Source organism: Sutcliffiella sp. FSL R7-0096 (assembly GCF_038595065.1).
Lineage (GTDB): Bacteria > Bacillota > Bacilli > Bacillales > Bacillaceae_I > Sutcliffiella_A.
Window position 1 is genome coordinate 791,503 of sequence record NZ_CP152003.1, and the last position, 18,317, is coordinate 809,819.

The 18,317-nt window shown below is 36.3% G+C and carries 11 protein-coding genes; 10 read left to right on the top strand and 1 reads right to left on the bottom strand.

All coding sequences use genetic code 11. The annotated features are described in order from the left end of the window. The first annotated feature begins 136 nt into the window (after window positions 1-136). The 6 genes from MKY77_RS04165 to MKY77_RS04190 all read left to right on the top strand — a co-directional run bounded on the left by MKY77_RS04165 (window position 137) and on the right by MKY77_RS04190 (window position 11,352). Window positions 137-1,372: a helix-turn-helix transcriptional regulator gene (locus MKY77_RS04165; protein WP_339149032.1), complete on the top strand. Its 1,236-nt coding sequence runs from the start codon at window positions 137-139 to the stop codon at window positions 1,370-1,372. Window positions 1,373-1,764: 392 nt separating this feature from the next. Then, complete coding sequence (locus MKY77_RS04170) at window positions 1,765-2,304, top strand: signal peptidase I (RefSeq protein ID WP_339149033.1); 540 nt, start codon at window positions 1,765-1,767, stop codon at window positions 2,302-2,304. Window positions 2,305-2,322: 18 nt separating this feature from the next. Further along, window positions 2,323-3,033 (top strand): hypothetical protein, encoded by a 711-nt coding sequence (locus MKY77_RS04175; protein ID WP_339149034.1) that lies wholly within the window; start codon window positions 2,323-2,325, stop codon window positions 3,031-3,033. A 168-nt stretch (window positions 3,034-3,201) separates the two neighbouring features. Continuing rightward, on the top strand, window positions 3,202-6,600 hold the full coding sequence (locus MKY77_RS04180; protein ID WP_342515656.1) for a S8 family serine peptidase: 3,399 nt from the start codon (window positions 3,202-3,204) through the stop codon (window positions 6,598-6,600). A gap of 89 nt (window positions 6,601-6,689) precedes the next feature. Continuing rightward, complete coding sequence (locus MKY77_RS04185) at window positions 6,690-6,950, top strand: hypothetical protein (protein ID WP_339149036.1); 261 nt, start codon at window positions 6,690-6,692, stop codon at window positions 6,948-6,950. Between the two features lie 235 nt (window positions 6,951-7,185). Then, entirely contained in the window at window positions 7,186-11,352 is a 4,167-nt protein-coding gene (locus tag MKY77_RS04190; RefSeq protein ID WP_339149037.1) for a S8 family serine peptidase, read from the top strand. Between the two features lie 287 nt (window positions 11,353-11,639). Here MKY77_RS04190 and MKY77_RS04195 read toward each other — a convergent pair whose 3' ends face one another. After that, window positions 11,640-12,869, bottom strand: coding sequence for a helix-turn-helix transcriptional regulator (locus MKY77_RS04195; protein WP_339149038.1), 1,230 nt, complete (start codon window positions 12,867-12,869; stop codon window positions 11,640-11,642). Window positions 12,870-13,085: 216 nt separating this feature from the next. On the opposite strand from MKY77_RS04195, the gene MKY77_RS04200 reads away from it, so the two are divergent. The 4 genes from MKY77_RS04200 to MKY77_RS04215 all read left to right on the top strand — a co-directional run bounded on the left by MKY77_RS04200 (window position 13,086) and on the right by MKY77_RS04215 (window position 18,281). Beyond that, the gene (locus MKY77_RS04200; RefSeq protein ID WP_339149039.1) at window positions 13,086-14,342 is read left to right on the top strand and encodes a helix-turn-helix transcriptional regulator; all 1,257 of its coding nucleotides are present in this window, start codon (window positions 13,086-13,088) and stop codon (window positions 14,340-14,342) included. A 211-nt stretch (window positions 14,343-14,553) separates the two neighbouring features. Next, window positions 14,554-16,005 carry a spore germination protein gene (locus MKY77_RS04205; protein ID WP_339149040.1) on the top strand — a complete coding sequence of 484 codons (1,452 nt, stop codon included), beginning with the start codon at window positions 14,554-14,556 and terminating at the stop codon, window positions 16,003-16,005. Between the two features lie 63 nt (window positions 16,006-16,068). Continuing rightward, on the top strand, window positions 16,069-17,163 hold the full coding sequence (locus tag MKY77_RS04210) for an endospore germination permease (RefSeq protein ID WP_339149041.1): 1,095 nt from the start codon (window positions 16,069-16,071) through the stop codon (window positions 17,161-17,163). Further along, on the top strand, window positions 17,160-18,281 hold the full coding sequence (locus tag MKY77_RS04215; RefSeq protein ID WP_339149042.1) for a Ger(x)C family spore germination protein: 1,122 nt from the start codon (window positions 17,160-17,162) through the stop codon (window positions 18,279-18,281). Before MKY77_RS04210 ends, MKY77_RS04215 begins: the two co-directional genes overlap by 4 nt. The last annotated feature ends 36 nt before the right edge of the window (window positions 18,282-18,317 follow it).

Here is an 18,317-nt window from a genome sequence, read left to right on the forward strand (position 1 = left end):
AAAATGGATTAAATTTTAGATTATAAATTATCTCAAAAAACTAATAATACTACTGCATCTGAATGCAAATAAAAGGTATGATAAGAAAAAGCACCATACAGTGTATAGTATATAGAATAGTTGGGAGTGTGTTGCATTGAGTTTGGGAATCCTAATCAAATTCCATAGGGAAAAAAATGGCCTGACACAAGAAGAATTGGGAAAAGGGGTCTGTTCTGTAACTCATGTAAGTAAAATTGAGCGGGGAACGACTCAGTTTTCATCAGAGATCACCAATTTATTAAGTGAGAAGCTAGGAATTAATATGGAAGAAGAATTACAATCGCTTCAGAAATTTGAAAAACTTCTGCATCAATGGCACGATTGTATGGTTTTGCAACAGAACAATGAAATTGAACGACTCAAAAATCAGATTGAAAAGAATTCTCTGTTTTTAATCCAATCGGTGAAAAATAAATATTTTCTTCTGCAAGCTAGGTATTTTCTATTGCAAGGGGAAATAACGAGTGCCAAAGCACTTATTAATAAAATTTATAACGTCCGAAAAGATTTAAATATGTACGAAACTCACTTACTCCACCATCTATTAGGAATATTAGAACTTCAAAAAGGTAACTTCAAAAAAGCACTTGAATATCTTCTTAAAATAAATGAAAAAGAATATCAGAACCAGGAATTCTATTATCAGATTGCAATTGCCTATCACAATCTTCAATTTAAAGTAAAAGCTTACTATTATAGTGAACTTTCACTTGAATATTTTCAAAAGACAAATAATTTCAAAAAAATTGTTGATGCAGAAACTATCAAATTAATCAATGAAGGAAGAAACGAGCTTTGGGATATTGATAATCTTGTCAATCGATATAACCAATTGATTGCGCAATGCGAAATAATAAATGATACTTCAAAAAAAGCCAACTTGCTAAGTAATTTAGCTTATGAATATTCTTATACTGGGGATAATGAAAACGCAAGAATATACTATAAAAAGACATTGGACCTGCTTAAAGGTAATAAAAAATCTTCTATTTTCTTGAATAACCTTATAGGATATATTTACTGTTGCTTACAGATAAAAGAAAATAAAGTAGATAGTATGCTGACGCAATTGATTCAAACGGGTATGGAAATATCAAAGGAAATCAAAGATCATAGTAGCTTAGCATTCTTTCAAATGCTTCGTTTGCTGCACGATGATGAAAAAGAGCTTTATTATCAATTTATTGAGGTGAAAATCATCCCTATGCTTAACAAAAACGGGAATTATCATCAGTTGCATACTTATGAAAAAACGATGTTTCAATACTACCTAGACCAAGGCAAGCATGAGGAGGCTAACAGATATGCTAGCAGACTCCTTAACAATTAGTAGGATGAGAGAGTTTACTGCTGGTCTTCCCTGTGAGACCCATACGATTAAAGGATTTCTAAACTTATAATACATTTTTGCTGTTCCAATACTATTGGACAGCTTTTTTTGTTTTGATTTTATAAAGTGTGAAAGTTGGGGGAATGCACTAGGGTTATTGTACTGGTTGTTTTTACCCCCTTCTTCTTTTTCTATTAATATATTCCTATTCTATCGAACTTTGAGAGGTTTTTTTGATGAAAAGTCATCGTATTTGCAGAGCAGATTACTATTAAATCCCCCAATACCCTTCCCCTCATAACTGTGCAATAATTTTATTAGAAGTAAAAATCAGAATATTATCCTTCAACTATAAACCTTATTGGGATAACAACTAGAAACGAGGGTGAGAAATGGAAAAGGCTGCAGCATTTTTTAAAAAAGGTTTAACGGTCACAATCATCTTATTTATTATGGTCATCCTATTTTCCATTTTCGCTAGCCTTAACACTAACAAACCACTAAGCGTTTTGGGATTAAAGCCTCTCACCGTTTTATCGAATAGTATGGCACCAGTTTTTGAGGCTGGGGATGTCATTATTACTCGAGAGGTTGATCCAGGTGATCTTAGCAAGGGTGACATTATTTCTTTTTACAACGAAGAGCAACTATTGATCACTCATAGAATCACGTCCATTGTTGAGGCAGATGGGGGGAGGCATTTTTATACAAAAGGTGATAACAATAATTCAGTAGATGAGCATGTCACTAAAGCTAATGAGATTGTAGGAAAAAAAGTATTTCTGGTTCCGTTCTTAGGCTTCTTCTCTCAATTTACAAAAGGCCCACTAGGTTTCTTACTGTTCATAGCTCTACCTTTAACAGGCTATGTATGTATAGTGGTATTTGAAAAAATGAAACCAAAAAGTAAGAAAGAAATTAAACAATCATAATGGATATGGGGGATACACATGTTTAAATTAAAAAATGCTTTCTTAGGTAGTGCGTTGGTAGGAACGATTGTAGTCTCGGCGAGTTTCGGTACATATTCTTGGTTTACTTCTGAAACAAATGCTAATGGACAGATTACAAACGGTATTTTAGAAATTAATAACGGACAAGACATGGAGACAATGATAGTTGATCATAGTGGCTTTGCACCATCTCAATTAGTTTACGGTGAATGGTTAACAATCGAAAACACTGGGGATATGGATGTTTATCTAAAAGCAACATATAACCAGTCTGTAGATGCTGATGTTTCTCTTGATGCTTATAAAATAGGATATATTGCCTACAAGTTCTCTGAAGGAGAAGAGATGACGGATGACATCCTGGAAGAATCAAGAATCTACTTGGATCAGCTATTCAATGGGCCAACAAATGAAGCCAAGACTTTATCTAAAGAGATTACTCCTGGAGTTGAAATGGTAGTTGGATTTGTAGAAGAAGATATCCAACCAGGGGCAAAAAGCAGTAATGGAAAAGCGAAGATGGTATTAGGTGAGGGGTCTAAAGAAGGAGAGAAGCATGAGTTCTGGCAATTGAACGATAATCAATATATCGACCTTTCCTTTGCTATTAAATTGGATCATAAAGCAGGAAATGAATACCAAGGCGTCACATACTCTTCAAACTTAAATATACAAGCAAAACAAATGGTTGATGGGGCTAAATATTAATAGATAAAGGATTTAATATGTGCAGTAAAGACAATCAATAGGAGATATCCCTGTTAGGTTGTATTTTCTAAAAGGTTGCATTTGTATTGAACTTCTATGAATCTACTTAATTAAATCTATTAATAAAAGGGTGAGAGGATGAAGGGTTCATCATCAAAAAGGCTATCGTTGATTTTCATAATCGTTTTGTTTTTTAGCAGCATTGTCACACCAGCTGGTGCAGAATTCTATCAGCAAAAAGAGGGCCAATTAGTGAATCCTCTGCAACAAGATAGAGAACTTCCAATGGATGATTTGAATGAGAATAAAGAAAACGATCCATTATATGGGCAGGATATGACATCTTTTGATCCAAATGAAAATGTGCGTTTAATCGTCCAAGTGGATGTAAATGATAAAGCGAGAACTGTACCTGAAAAACAAGTAGAGCAAGTAAAGGATACGTTCATAAAGAAAAGAAATGGTTCCACTGAAATAAGGCATACCTATGCCACAGACTTTTATGGATTCAGTATCGAAACAACCATGAAGGAAGCAGAGAAGTTAAAAGAGGTTGAAGGCGTAAAAGATATTCGCATCGCTAAAACCTATGAGCACAGCGTGTTGAAGAGTAAGGAAATTGTGGAAGCAATGAATGTATGGACAAAGTATCATTATAGAGGAGAAGGAATGGTCGTTGCCATTGTTGATAGTGGAATTGATTACGAGCATGAGGCAATGCAGCTTTCAGAAAAAGGGAAGAAGGAAGCGAAGTATAATATAAATAATATCCAAAAGAAGTTGGATGAAACAGATGTAGAGGATATTTGGTACACGGATAAAGTACCGACTGGATATAACTGGGCAGATAAAAACACAAATGTCAAATCAACTAACAATTCTCACGGTACGCATGTGGCAGGAATTGTTGGAGCATATGAAGAGTCTCAGAAGAAGGCAGTAGGAGTCGCTCCGGATGTCCAGTTGCTTGCCGAGAAAGTATTTTCTGATAGTTTAGGATTTGCATACGATGATGACATCGCGGCTGGTATTTACCACGCTGTTGAGCTGGGTGCAGATGTTATTAATTTAAGTTTAGGTTCAGAGGCTGGGATGGTGGATCCGGATGATATCGTACAACGGGCAATCCAATTTGCTACGGATCATGGGGTGCTGGTAGTAGCATCGGCTGGAAATGCTTCATACAGCACAAAACAAAGCCTGCTAGAACGCTCTCAATTACCATTGGCCAAAAATCCCGATATCGGTCTTGTCGGTGACCCTGGTATTACGCCATCTGCTCTGCAGGTTGCTTCTTCTGAAAGTGATCTGATGAAAGTAGATTCCCTTAAAATGAATGATGGAAGTATACTAGGCTATCAAATTCAATCAAGATCCCAAAAGATTATAGATAACCTAGAAGTTAGTAAGGATTATGAATTAATTTTTGCAGGTGAAGGATTTGGAAAGCATTTGGACGGATTGGACTTAAAGGGGAAAATCGTTGTTGCACAACCGGAGAAATCCTATTCAACGTATAGCACTCTTCAATTTGATACGGCAAGAAATGGGGCGGTCGCACTTATTGTGATTCCGCCAAGTACCGTTCCTTCGTATGCCAATTTACTTTTTACTCCCAATAGCATTCCGGCAGTAACAACCAGTCACGAAATGGGGTATCAGGTGGTAGAGCGGTTAAAAAGTGGAGAAAATTTAACGGTACAATTATCAAACGATGGACTTTGGGTGCAAAACCCTGCAACCGAGCCAATGTCAGATTTCTCATCATACGGTTCACCTACAGACCTAAGCTTTAAGCCTGAAATTACGGCTCCTGGGGGAAAAATAAACTCGACCGTCCTGAACAATCAGTATGAAACAATGAGTGGAACGTCTATGGCTAGTCCGCATGTCGCAGCAGGTGGAGCTTTACTTCTTCAAAAATATTACGAAAAGCTTCATCTACCTAAAGATAAAAATACTATTTTACTAGCAAAGAATGTCTTAATGAACACCTCTGAAGTAATCACAAATCCGAATCACCACAATTTAGCGTATTCTCCACGAAGACAAGGGTCAGGAATGATGAAAATTGAACAAGCAATTAAGACTCCATATATGCTACATCATGTTGATGCCCCTTTAGAACAAGCTTCATCTGTTGCTTTAAAAGAAGTGGACCGTACTTTTGATTTCACCTTAGATGTAAAGCCGTTAGCCAAAAATTTAGAAAAGGCGAATCACCAGTATGAAATCGTTGTAGATGTGTTGATGGATGAAACCGAGAATAGAACTTATAACGGAGTAGAAAGAGAGTATTTAACATTAAACTCTATTCCTATCGAAGAAGCCAGCATTAAAATTAATGGAAAAAAACAACATAAACATACTAAATTCCAATACAAACCAAGAAGAGACGGGGAAGTAAACATCTCTATAACATTACCAGAGAATTTAAGCGATGGAAGATTCGTAGAAGGATTCGTTCGTTTTATACCAAAAGGCAGTTCTGTAAAAGATTTGACAACGTTAACAATACCATTTATGGGCTTCTATGGTGAGTGGGATTCCATTGGCAATCTTGATGAAAGCCCAGTTGATAGCGACCCATTCTTGGGCTATACAGTATTGTGGAATGACATGCTGGAGCTTCCAATGGGATATGATCAGACTACGGGAACATTTGAACCAGAAAAGGTTGGGTATTCACCAAGATCCATTGCGACAGGAATCTACCCTTCATTTACGGCATTACGAAATCTGAAAGAAGTGTCTCTCAGTATCCAAGATAAAGATGGGAACATTATCTCCAGCATCTCTAACTTTAGTGAATTCACCGAGGATGACAGCCCTTATGCTTTTAGAAAGAACATCATGAGCCGTAACGATTTCTACTATAGTTTTGATTGGTTATTTTGGAGTGGCCACGATGACGAAGGAAAGATTCTACCGGATGGAAACTATTACTATGTATATGAAAGTATATTAAATTATGAGGGAGCAGAGCCTCAGCAAACCAAAATTCCAATTAAAATCGATTCCGTTTCACCAGTAATTGAAAATATAAAGATAGAAGACCAACCAGATGGAAAATATAAAATATCTTGGGATGTTATCGAAGAAGATAGTGGCTATATAGGAAGCAAGCTTTGGGTGAATGGTAAATCTAAGAGCTTGAATTCCAAAAAAAATGAATACATTTCGGATGAAAGTCCTCAAATGGTGATGGTTTCAGCGATTGATGCGCTCCGTAATGTAGGGGTGGGATATGTTGGAGAAGATGAATTGCTCCATGCAGAACCATTTATCAACTATTTGCACGTTTCCGGAACGAATGTAAATGAAACGAAGCCAGCTTCCATCCTACTCTTTGGTTATAAGCGTTTGGATTGGCTCTTTGAGATTTCGGATGCAGATGGTAATGTGTTGGAGTATGCCGAAATCGAAAATGAGCATTCTATTTATGGGTTGAAATGGTCCCCCGATGCTGACTACCCAGATGGTGAATATTATTTGACTGTAACAGGAACGGATGAAACAGGATTGTCGTTAACCTCTGTGCCAAAGGTTATAACGGTAAAACAATGATGTTAAAGGTCTAGTTTTTCTACTTGAAAGCTAAATTTTGGTATTCTCTTTGTCACCATTGCCACAACATATAAAAAGGGAGAGATTCCATGGAAAACCAGGACAGACTGATAAATTCATTTAGTGAGATCAATTTTTCAAAGTATAAAATGCCGATCATAGTTATATTTTCTAGTCCGACAGATTATCAGGACATGTATATAGCAAGGATATTCGATGTCAATAAACCTACTAACTATATCTTGATGAGAACAAATTTAGAAGCTATTAGAAAGGAAATACCTAAGGGATTTTCTCTAATAAAAAAATCACCCGGTGATGATCCAACAATTGTTGAAACTTGGATTTGATATTTAGGCTCTGTTAAGCGCAGCTGTTGATTTCCGCAGCAGACTGCGCTTATTCAAGGGCGAGCTTGAGTCTCCTCGGGCTTCTCCCTGCGGGGTCTCAAGATTGCCGGTACCTCTGCAGAAGTAACAGCTACAACCCTACTAATATCAACAATCAGAGCCAATTATTATGAGTCTACTACATTTCTTGATTACCATGCTTTAGGTTTAGAATAAATTTTTCAGGAGGAACGTTATGAAATTTGGAAAAATAAAACATATAATTACAGGAACATTAGTTGCTAGTTTGTTATTTTCCACGGGGACTTCATATAAAGCTATTGCTGAAGATAATTATCAGAATAATAAAAATAGTTTGGAGCGGATGTTAGTTAATTTAACGGAGCAGCAAAGGAAAGCGCTGAAAGAACTTGAAATTACACCAGGATTTGTTGTTTCACCAGATATTAACAAAGAGAGTTCAGAATTAGTCAACGTGATTGTAGAATTTAATTCTGACCCAGCAGAGGTGGAAGTGGCAAAGAATGCTGTAAAAGGAAAAAGAATGACTCTTTCTACGGCAAAAAGTAAAGTGAAAAAAGATCACGATACGTTTCAAAAAGAATGGAAAACTATCAAAAGCTTAAATAGACCAAATGAAGAAAAGATGAAAGACTCCGAGATTACGAGAGAATACCATGAGGCATTCAATGGAGTAGCGATGACATTACCGGGAACGGCAGTGCAAGAGTTACTTAGTACAGGAGTTGTCAAACGTATTTGGAAAGATGATGAAGTGAAGCTTGATCTGCCAGAAGAAGCAAGTGAAATGAAATCATCAACTTCATCAAAGATAGATGATAGCCTTGTGCAAATTGGTGCAGACAAGCTGCATCAAGAGAATATTTCCGGTTCGGGAGTAAAAGTAGGGGTTATTGATACAGGAATTGACTATAATCACCCAGATTTAAAAGATTCTTATAAAGGTGGATACGATTTTGTTGATAATGATTCGGATCCAATGGAGGCAACTTATCAGGAGTGGAAGGATTCCGGAAGACCTGAATTTGAAGGTGGTTCCAGTTACTATACATTACATGGAACACATGTAGCTGGATCTATCGCGGCACAAAAGAAAAACAGCTCGGCATCTGCAGTAAAGGGAGTAGCCCCTGATGTGGATCTATATATGTATCGTGTGTTGGGTTCTTATGGGAGAGGCTCGCTCGCTTCAGTCATTGCAGGTATTGACAGGGCGGTTCAAGATGAGATGGATGTTATCAATTTATCGTTGGGATCAAGTATTAATGACCCGCTCAATCCGACATCTATAGCGGTTAATAATGCGATGCTCTCTGGAGTTGTTACGGTCGTTGCGTCAGGAAACTCAGGACCTGGTGAAAAGACGCTAGGATCTCCTGGAGCAGCAGCATTCGGAATTACGGTAGGGGCCAGTGATGTTTCGGTAACCATTCCAACGATTACTGCAAGTGCAGGGGAAGCCAAGATCACTGATATGAAATTATTGGCACAGAACTTTACAGATAAATTAGAAGATCTCGAAAATAAAACCTTGCCTACTGTCGATGTGGGAATAGGAACTAAAAGCGACTTTAACAATAAAGATGTTGCTGGTAAGGTAGCAGTCATTCGACGAGGAAATATTACATTTGATGAAAAAATACAAAATGCCAGGGATGCAGGTGCTAAAGCTGTAATTGTCTACAACCATGTTGATGGTGAAATAGAAGCTTATCTTGGAGAAGGGATGCATTATATTCCTACTTTCCAGATTACAAAAGCTGACGGAGAACAGTTGCTTTCACAATCAGAAATTACCTTTGAATCATTAGGCAGCATCAAGACAGAAGGAGACCGCTTAGCTGAATTTAGTTCGAGAGGTCCTGCTAACGGGAATGATGACATTAAGCCAGATGTCGTTGGACCGGGAGTAGCAATATTTTCTACTATTCCTGAGTTTATTAATGATCCACAGGACGGGGAAGATTACGATAGCGCGTATGCTCGTCTTCAAGGAACATCCATGGCTGCTCCTCATGTAGCTGGGACTGCCGCACTTATCTTGCAAGCAAATCCAGATTATACGCCTTTTGATGTGAAGGCTGCCATAATGAATACAGCGGATAAAATGAATGGTGATTACTCTGTCAATGAAATTGGATCAGGCAGGATCAATGCGTATGAAGCTGTCCATGCGGATACATTAGTGAAGGTAATGGATAAAACGATGCATGAACAAGATGGTAGTTTAATAGAAATTGATGAAGAAACAGGTTCCATTGCTTTCGGCAGTCATTTCAAGGAGGAAGACGGCCCTGTTGAAGACAGCAGGAAAGTAGTTATACGGAACTTAGATGAAAAAGATGTGAAGGAATTTAACACAAAGGTCGAATTTATATCAGCTAGGGGAGAAATCAAAGATGCTGATAAAAATGACGTAGGAATAATAATAGAAAATACTGTTTTCATTGAAGCAGGAAAATCTAAAGAGATAGAGCCGAGTATACGTGTTTCAGAAGCAGCGGAATTCGGGCGGTATGAAGGATATATTCATCTAGTAAATTCGAACAATGAAGAAGAGCACTACCAAATACCATTTTCCATCCGTGTGGCAGAAAAAGGATTTGAGAAGATGGTATTGACAAGGCCGATGATTGCGAATGATTCGAAGGCACATCCGTATTATACGCCATATACCAATGCAATCGTAAAATTATCAAATCCATTAAAGACGATTGATGTGGTGGTAAAAGATGGGGAATCAGGAGAAGCGATTGGATTCATTGCAACCATCAATGCAAGCCATTTATTGACAGGTATAGATTATTGGGCAGATGCAATTTTTAAAGGAAGGGTGTACCCATTCACCAATGATCCTTCGCAGCCAATTTCTGATAAAGAGGTGAAACTGCCTGAAGGTGATTATACGTTTGAGATGATTGGGTATGATGAGCAAGGTATTCCCCGAAGTAAAGGCGCAATTGTGATGATTGATAATACGCCTCCTGAAGTAGAGGTATCCATGGATCCTGGTATTTATGAAGTGGATGATTCGATGTACACGAAAGAAGACGGATATGACGGCCCTGCAGTATGGGTGCATGGGAACGTATATGATTCGACAGTCGATGCTCTCAAACAGAAAGGAATGGCTATCGATCAATCTGTGAATGGGGCACTTTGGTGGGAGTATAACTACTATAATCATTATTTCCTTGCGGTGGATAGCGAAGGGAACTTTAGATTTCCTGCAACGAAGGAAAGAATTGACCAAATGTCTTATTTAGATTCCAATTTATTTGTATTTGATAATGCAACAGCTTCAGTAGGATATCCGCAAGGTATAAATCGTTACCTGTTCATAAAAGAAGGGACGGAATACGCGGTTCCAAGTTATGATAAAGAAAAGGTGCGTCTAGGGGACGAAATTACAATGACATTGAATTTGAACAATGTTAAGCAACTGGCCTCTGGAGAATTCAATGTATCTTTCTATAATAAACACTTTGAATTTCTGAATGTCAAAGTCAATGAGGCCTTTAAAAAGTACGCAGATGAAAAGGGTGTAAACCTTATATTAGATGAACCAACATTAAATGCTAGTAATGTCAAAGTGGGAGCTTCGATTGAGGAAGATGATTTAGCTATCGATCAGAACCTGCCGTTCTTGGATGTCACATTCAAAGTCATTAACGACGAAAACTACAATTACCAAGAGGGATTATCATTTGATATTACAGCCTTTAAATATAAGAAAACATCTGATTCTAATACTAATACAATTCGAGTATATAAAGACAAGTCTTTTATAATTCTAGCAAAATACTCCATCGTAAATGGAAATATGAAACCAGAAGCATTCTTGAGAGACAATGGTCAATGGGATACTACAATTGATTTCTCTAAGCTTGGAGCGAAGGTATATGCGAAAAATAAGAAAGGAAAAACCTTTGAAGCATCGATTATTCATAGTAATGCTTACTATACAATAGATAAACTACCAACTACAGAACCAGAGTATGATATCTATGTGCAAGTACCAGGTCATCTTACGAGCAAAACGACTGAGACTGTAGGGACGTACATTGATGGTGAGATAGTGGGGACACGACATATAGCCCAAATAGAAACAGGCTATGCGGGTGACGTAAATGGTGACAATATGATTGATATAGAAGATGCGATTATTGCGGTTTTCTCCTATGGGAAAGAGAATGTAGGTGTAAACAAAGGAGACATTAATCAAGATGGTAAAGTAGATGAAAAAGACCTTCGATACATCGAGAAAAACTTCTTGAAAGTAGGGGCAGATGTCAAAGGGAATAAAAAACCTAAAGAAAAATCAGGCAAAGTAACGTTGGAGAAATTATTCCATTCAATAGGGCTTGAATTGAGAAATTAAATAAATGCAAAAAATGCCAGGGAGAAATCCCTGGCATTTCAGCGTGTAGACAAAGCTTAAAATAATGAAATTCTCTAGTTGATCGCAGTGGAAGGAGCGAAGACTCCTGCGGGAGGAAAGGACATGGAAGACCCCGCAGGGCGTAGCCCGAGGAGGCTTCCGGACTGCCCGCGGAAAGCGTAGCTCCTGCAACGAAGATCAACTCTTCCAACAGATAACCTAACTAGTTTATAGTTTGTCAACAGTCTGAAATCCCTGGCATTTATCTAGAACATACTCTACATTTTTTAACCATTATTAATTAATAAATCCGCAAGTTCTAGAGCATTATCGATTTGGCCGGTTTTTAAATGATAGTTAAAAAGTTCCTTTTCATAGCGCCTTACTAAAGAAACATAACCACATTTTTTATAGTAAGGTAAAGCTTTAGTACTTAAGTAATGAAGGTATTCCGGATTTTGATTGTTGATCTTATACAGAAGAAGTTGGAAATTTATTGTATAAAGAGTTTGGTTAATCTCTCTTGCAATCACTAATCCCTCGTTTCCAAGCTGTTCTAATTTATCATTTGATAAAATTCTTCCTTCATAGCAACATCGTATAAAAGCTTCCAAAGAAGTTAAGTATTCAGCTGATTTTTTGACTTTTAGTAGCATGGATTTATGATACAGTCGGCTAGAAGCCTTATAATCTTTTCTGCAATAATGTTCATGTGCTAAATTATGAAGAACGCTTGCCTTTTTATCATGGGCATGGCAAAGATCACAGGTTTGAATTAAAACTTCATACTGCTCGACTGTTTTGTGGAAATCACGTTGCCCTTCACCTTCCCGAGTTATTAGCATAATCAGTTCGGCATCTATAGCCCTTAAGTAATTATTGGTTCTGATGAAAAATCGCAAAGATAATTCTGCATAGTAATAAGCCAATATCTTCGAATTCACTGTAAGATAAGCGGTTGCTAAAGTTAAATAATGGTCTGGATGATTATAAACATCGCTGTTAATCGTTCGTAAAATATGGACTGCCTTTATCATATCCTTAGTAGCGAGGTAATAGATCCCTAATATGTGCTTTAGTAGGTTATTTTCATATGGAGGCAATTTTATTTGTTTTTTTTGGACAGTATTTATAATTTTGTCTGCTTCTATTAAATTGTTATGTAGAAGATGATATCTCGCTCTAAGTAAATCATAAAGGATTTGATATTCACTGATTTTGATTAGTTCTTCTTTTTCTAATTCCTTTTTTATTGTTTCAATAGCTCCGATTCGTTGCATAATGATCGCATCATGCCAGCGAGTAAGAGTTTTCTTTAAGTTATGAAAACGGCTTAATTCCTCTTCGATATTTATTCCAAGCCGTTTAGATAGCAGCATTGTGACCTCTGGGGAATATTCTGTCATCCCCCGTTCGATTTTACTTACATGAGTGTCAGAACATATCCCATCCCCAAGCTGCTGTTGTGTTAATTTAGCTTTCTTGCGAAAATATTTTATTATTCTTCCTTCATGCATGTTATTTTCTCCCCTAACAAAGTTAGATTCTAAGTTTATCCGAATATATTTAAAGGAATGGAATTTTAAAGCTTGAAAAATCCTATCTTGCACCTTTTATAACCTTATTCCTTTTATTATAATTAGATTTGATAGAATAATAATTTTGAAAAATTCTATCAAATTTTTATACCATAATTTGTTAATTTTTTAATAAGAATAGGGTGAATAGGAAATATGAATGTTATGCTTTTTCTTGAGATCCAAAAATATATGCAATGGAAAGAGTGGAATAAAACGGAACTTTCGAAGAATTCAGGAATTCATATTAGCGAAATAAGTCGTATCCTCAATCATAGACAGCCGCTTTCTTTGCAAAATTTAGATACTATTACAAGTGCTTTCGGACTAGCTGAAGGTACACTCTATTCATACTATATAGAAGAATGCTTGAATGAAGGAAACCGCATCGATAAACGAAGAAGTACACAGTTCTTATATAAGTGCGCATCCAAAGGCTATAAAAAGCATTGTAATGATTTATTAAGTTTTATGTTGGAAGAAAATTCGAAAACAATTAGAAAGAAAAACTTACTATACATTTTTTCAGTGGCGGAAAAGCTTTTTCATGAAGGAAAAGAAAAACAAGCACTACCTCTGTATGAGGTAATTATTGATAATGAGGTGGATCGCTTTTCTGAAAAAATATCGGTTAGCTATTTTCGGAAATTTTATATCGTAAGAATGACATACGAGGGCCAGCATGCACTAACTCATTTACTAGATCAACTGGCAAATATGCCAATTGAAAATAGGAAAGAAGCATTCATGTGGATCATGGCAGATTACTATCGGCGCGAAGATTGGAGTCAGGTTCTGAATTACGCTGAAAAATTAGAGAAATTGGCATCTGAAGGCGAGTACTATGGGCGGGCTCTAATGTATAAGAGTTTTGCGTTGACAAGATTAGGGGCTTCGCTTGAAGCAGTGCTAGATCTTATAAAGCAGTATGCACAAATAAACCATTTTTTTGCGGATATATCTGTTGGTAATCGGTATGTTGCCCTATTGGACTTTGGACAGACAGAATATGTAGATGAATATCTCTCCTGGCTGGAGGGGAGAGAAGATTTGTATGTGGGCCTGCCTAGAATATTGGAGACATATGTTCGATTAGATCGTATAAATGATGCTAAATATTTAACAAGAAAATACAAACATATTATTGATGATATGGCTGTAAGTAAGGAACCATGGTTAAAAGAAAAAATGAATTTGGATTTCCGCTATGCATATGCTTTGTTTCAATGTAAATGCAGTCAATATGAAGAGGGGATGATAGAGCTATTAGACGTGGCAGAATTATCTAATAGAATAGGAAATATGGAAAGGTTTAAAAAATGTTTGTTAGCGTTTTGGCAATATAGATCCTATGCTACTTGGGAGCATGATGAGAAATATACCAATTTATTGAGAACAGGGAACAGAATTTAAAAGATACGAACCTAAAAACAAGGCAGGCGTTTGTAATATAAAATTAAAGTTGAAAAGCAACAATCTTAGAGAAAGTTATAAACTCCATTTTTCAGTAAGATGCATGCTTCTACTATATGACTCTGTCCCATTATGGACGGAGTTTTTTTTTGAATAACATTCCCATTGTTGCAAAAACTAAATATTACTTAATATCAAGTAGGAGAAAAGCATGAAACTAAATGAATCAAAATCAGAGCAATCAGCGAGTGCGAAGAAATTAAGTAAAGACCTTGACAGTAATATGAAACTCCTTAAAATGGTCATGTCCCATACGGATGAATTAAAGGAAAGAACGATATGTGTTCATAAACACCAGGTAGTAGTGGTTTATTTGGATTCTATGATCGACAAGCGCGCATTAGAGACGAATATTATAGAACCGATAGTTGAATTACACACAAAACAGACTAGTAAAAGGTCTTTCTCTAAAGATTTTATTATGTCATTAATCACAGCAGCTGAAGTTAGCTTTTCCGAGAATTTAACAGAGATCTCATCGGGTTTGCGGTCGGGAGCAAGTATTCTTTTTTTAGATATTGAAAATACCGCTATTATAGTATCGGTACCGAATTCTGAAAATCGATCGATTCAGGAACCAGAAGCCGAAAAAATCATAAAAGGATCTCGTGAAGGATTTTCAGAAAGTCTAAATACAAACATATACCTTCTACAAAGAAGGAATCAAGATGAAAATCTCATTGTGAAAAATTTTTCAATAGGAACTAAATCAAAAACGAAAGTTTCTATGATGTATATAAATGATCTTGTAAATCAGGATATTTTGTCTGAGGTATTGAAAAGAATACAGAATATTAAAGCAGAAAACATACAGTCTTCAGGAGAATTAGAAGAGTTAATAGAAGATAGTCGGTATACCATTTTCCCCCAAGTGTTAACAACTGAGAGGCCCGATCGAGCAAATTCTTATTTATTGGAAGGAAAAATAATTATGATTGTTGATCGAACTCCTCAAGTATTGATACTGCCAATCACATTCTTTAGTTTTTATCAATCCCCTGATGATTACAATAATCGCTGGATGATTGGTCTGTTTTTTCGCTATATCAGATTATTGAGTTTTTTAATAGCAATCACTTTGCCTGCCTTATATATTTCCGTTGTTTCTTTGCATTCAGAGATTCTTCCAATTGGATTGCTTTATGCACTTAGAGTTCAAACGGAATTTATACCATTATCCCCACTTTTCGAAGCAATAACTATGCAAATAATTCTGGAATTATTGAAAGAAGCAGCGATACGACTCTCCTCCCCAATTGCTCAAACGGTTGGTATTGTTGGCGGATTGGTGATAGGAACAGCGATTGTGGAAGCAGGTCTTGTCTCGAATATCATGATTGTGGTGATAGCGTTGACGGCTATTGCATCATTTGTAGCGCCAGTCAATCAAATGGGGACCGGTGTAAGGATACTCGCTTTTCCTATTATGTTAATGGCGAACAGTTTTGGATTTTTAGGAATAACAGTGTCCTTGGTTATCTTATTCACACACCTTTGCAAATTGGAGTCCTTTAAGACTCCGTATATGTATCCAATTGCCCCTTTAGATTTTAATGGAATTAATAATGAATTTGTGCGTAATAGAAAAAAAGTTCATTCGTGAATGTGAATATGAAATTTTATCAAGATTAAAATAAATGGAAAGTGATAATGAGGTCTGAGTATTATGGGCACAAAACTTGGGTTAACAAAAACGCAAATTTTCTTCTTGATTGTTCATACACAGATAGGGATTGGAATGCTTAACTTGCCACATAAAATACAAGGTACCGCTAAACATGATGGCTGGATATCAATCTTATTGGCAGGGTTATGTATTCAAGGGATTTTATTTCTTTATTGGCTACTGATGAGGCGCTTTCCAAATTCTGATTTTTATAAGATAACGCAGAGTGTTTTGGGGATCCATTTAGGAAGAGTATGTAATTTAGCCATTTATGTCTACTTAATCATAACCTCTGCATTTGTACTGCTGGTAGCTACACAAATGATCCGAGAAATCCTATTAAATCGGACACCCTATTGGGCAGTAGGGCTATTAATTTTTATTATGTGCATGTACATATGTAATAGCAGCATACATGTATTGGCTAGAATCCTAACTGTTTTGTCCGTGACCTTTTTGTTTTTATTTCTTCTATCGTTGTTCCCCTTTACTCTGGACATGGATTTAAAGAATCTATTGCCGATTGGAAGTTCAGGGGTTAAAAATATAGTATTCGGAGTAAATGATTCCTTAATATCTTTATTCGGATTTGAAATTATATTGTTTCTATATCCACTCGCAGCCGAGAAAAACAAAGCGTTTTTAAAAAATATTTCGTATATTAATTTGTTTGTCGTTTGCATAACCGTATATTTAACGATCCTTGCGATGGTGGTGTTTTCCAATAAAGTTATAGCACAAGTGAAATATCCGGTGATCTACATATTTAGACCAATACAGCTTATGTCTTTAGACCGGATTGATCAATTATTTTTTTCTATTTGGTCCATTCCCATGGTATTATCCGTCTCCGTCTATGTCTTTTTTGCAAGTAAGTTCTTAAAGAATAATCGTAAACACAGATCAATACCGATTTTACTTACTGGTGGTTTGGCGTTTGTGTTATTTCTTCTGGCAGAAAAAACAGATGCCATGATAGAACAATATTCAAATATTGTTACCATATTTGGTTTTTTGATTATAGGTATTGTTCCCCTAGTACTTTTAGTGACGTCCATACTATTGAGAATTGAAGAAAAGGAGGATACAATTTGAAACCATTCCAATTGGCTGTTTTATTCATTTTAGCTACATTGATACTAGCTGGGTGCTGGGACAAAAGAAATATAAAAGACACAATCATAATAAATGGTCTGACTTTTGATACTTTTGAAGAAGATCCTGAAATGATCCAATCTTCCGTTCGAGCATTAAACATACAAGGTAGTGGTGGGGGGAAATTTAACATAAATGATGAACTGGTTACAACAGAAGGAAAAGATGTAATTGAAATAGATATCAACTTTACTAATGGAATTTCCGGTGAAATGGATATCAGTAAGGCCCATGTAGTCGTTATCGGTGAAGATTTAGCTAAATCAAAAGGGGTCTTACCATTATTGGAACCGGTAGTGAGGTCCAGGTTTGGTTATATCTCATCAAAATTGCTGATCGCTGAGGGTAGAGGCATGGATATCCTCTCTGTACAAATGGATAGTAGTCCCATAGCCTTTAGATTATTAAAGATGTTCAAATCCGCAGAAGAAAGGACACATATACCAGATGAAACGGTTTTTTCCATTTGGAACACAATTGAAGATGTTCAGCGAGATCCCATAATCCCTCTCGTGAAAAAATCTGGTGCCAATGAGATTGAAATTTCAGGAACTGCTCTTTTTAACGGGGATAAATATAGCGGGTATTCTCTTTCGCCTGAGCAATCAACTTTACTACTATTTATGATGGACCATTTTAATAAATTGAATTTCTTCCACATAGAGCACAATGAGGAAGATATGTCCCCATTTAGTATTATAATTAATGAAGTAAAACAAAAGAAAAAGTTAAAGTTAGATGAAGTGAATGATGTTGAGGAAATTGTGTATGAAGTAGATATTAAATTATTGGCTGAAATCAATAATTATGGTGGCAGTATATCCAAAACAGATATGAAAAAATTCAACAGTCTAGCTTCTCAATACATGACCGAAAAAGCGAAGGAAGTGGTAAATATATTAATTGCTGCTGAAAGTGATGTTCTAGGCATCCAAAAGGAAATCTCCGTCCATTATCCACAATATCTAGACAATAAAGAATGGAAAAATGTTTATAGTAACATTCAAATCAAACCGAATATTACTGTAGAAGTAACTGGTTCCCTAAATATAAAATAATACCATTTCAAAAGTCCTATTATTTCTTGGGTTTCG